General features: G+C 58.6%; 1 protein-coding gene and 1 pseudogene. One reads left to right on the top strand and one right to left on the bottom strand.

What is annotated here, in order from left to right:
* A partial coding sequence (locus DBR24_RS24630) for a glycine betaine ABC transporter substrate-binding protein (RefSeq protein ID WP_305889139.1) occupies window positions 1-455 on the bottom strand: 455 nt, incomplete at its 3' end.
* Window positions 456-741: 286 nt separating this feature from the next.
* Here DBR24_RS24630 and DBR24_RS24620 point away from each other — a divergent pair.
* Window positions 742-1,136: pseudogene (locus DBR24_RS24620) on the top strand (beta (1-6) glucans synthase); the annotation flags it as partial.

Raw genomic sequence — 1,136 nt, 5'->3', positions numbered from 1 at the left:
GTCTTGAGCATCACGCCGGAACCGGCGTCGATGCCAACAATACGCTTTTTGAAGCTGTCGTCGGTTTTCAGGTCTTCGATGGATTTGGCTTTCACGTATTCCGGCACGATCAGGCCGATTTTCGCGTCCTTGAAGTTCGGGCCGTAATCGACCACCTGGTCCTTGTTCTTCGTCCAGTATTCACCGTGGGTCACTGGCAGCCAGGCCGAGAGCATGGCGTCGAGTTTGCCGGTGGCCACGCCTTGCCACATGATCCCGGTGGCGACGGCTTGCAGTTTCACGTCGTAGCCGAGTTTCTGCTTGATCACTTCGGCCGCCACGTGGGTGGTCGCGACGCTGTCGGACCAGCCGTCAACGTAACCGATGTTAAGGGTCTGTTTTTCAGCGCTGGCGAATGTGGAACTCATCGCAAGCACCAGAGCGGCACCTGCGCCTAAAAGTCGTCGCATCTTCATCGTTACTTCCCCGAAATGCTGCGCCCGACGGATGCCGGGCATCGTCAACGTATTGTTATGGTGCACAGCGCCCCCATCACGCCTGACCGCAAACTCGCCCGACCGTCAGTGGAGTACTGACGCTTTCGATCATCGGCCTGACGCCCACAGCGACCTGCTCTGTCAGCGACCTCAATACACCGAGAAACGACATCAGAAAGCCATTAATTGCAGCTGAATAAATGACGCCAGATAATCCGCCCGAACTTTGCATGGCAAATCATGCCGGCCACCAACGCGTGGATAAATGCAGGTAACATGCGTCGCTTTGCAGCCACTCGGCCTGACCATGTCCGCGACGTCCCGCTTCCCGTTTATTCCTTATCTCTTCGCTTGCCTGCTCGGCCTGCTGGCCCTTGGCGGCTTCTGGTACGACCTCGGCAAGCCGGTGATCCTCCCGGACGCCGCGACCCCGACGCATAAATTGCAGTGCGCCTCCTACACGCCTTTCGACAAGGATCAGTCGCCGTTCGACGTGCCGTTCAAACTGCGTCCGGAACGCATGGATGCCGACCTTGCCCTGCTGGCGACGCGCTTCGAATGCATCCGCACCTATTCGATGACCGGCCTCGAAGCCCTGCCGGAACTGGCGCGCAAGCACGGTTTGAAGTTGATGATCGGCGCCTGGGTCAACAGCAACCC

The organism is Pseudomonas sp. HMWF006, assembly GCF_003061205.1.
Classification (GTDB): domain Bacteria; phylum Pseudomonadota; class Gammaproteobacteria; order Pseudomonadales; family Pseudomonadaceae; genus Aquipseudomonas; species Aquipseudomonas monsensis.
The sequence above is the reverse complement of the archived record's forward strand: the minus strand, read 5'-3'. Positions and strand labels throughout refer to the sequence as shown.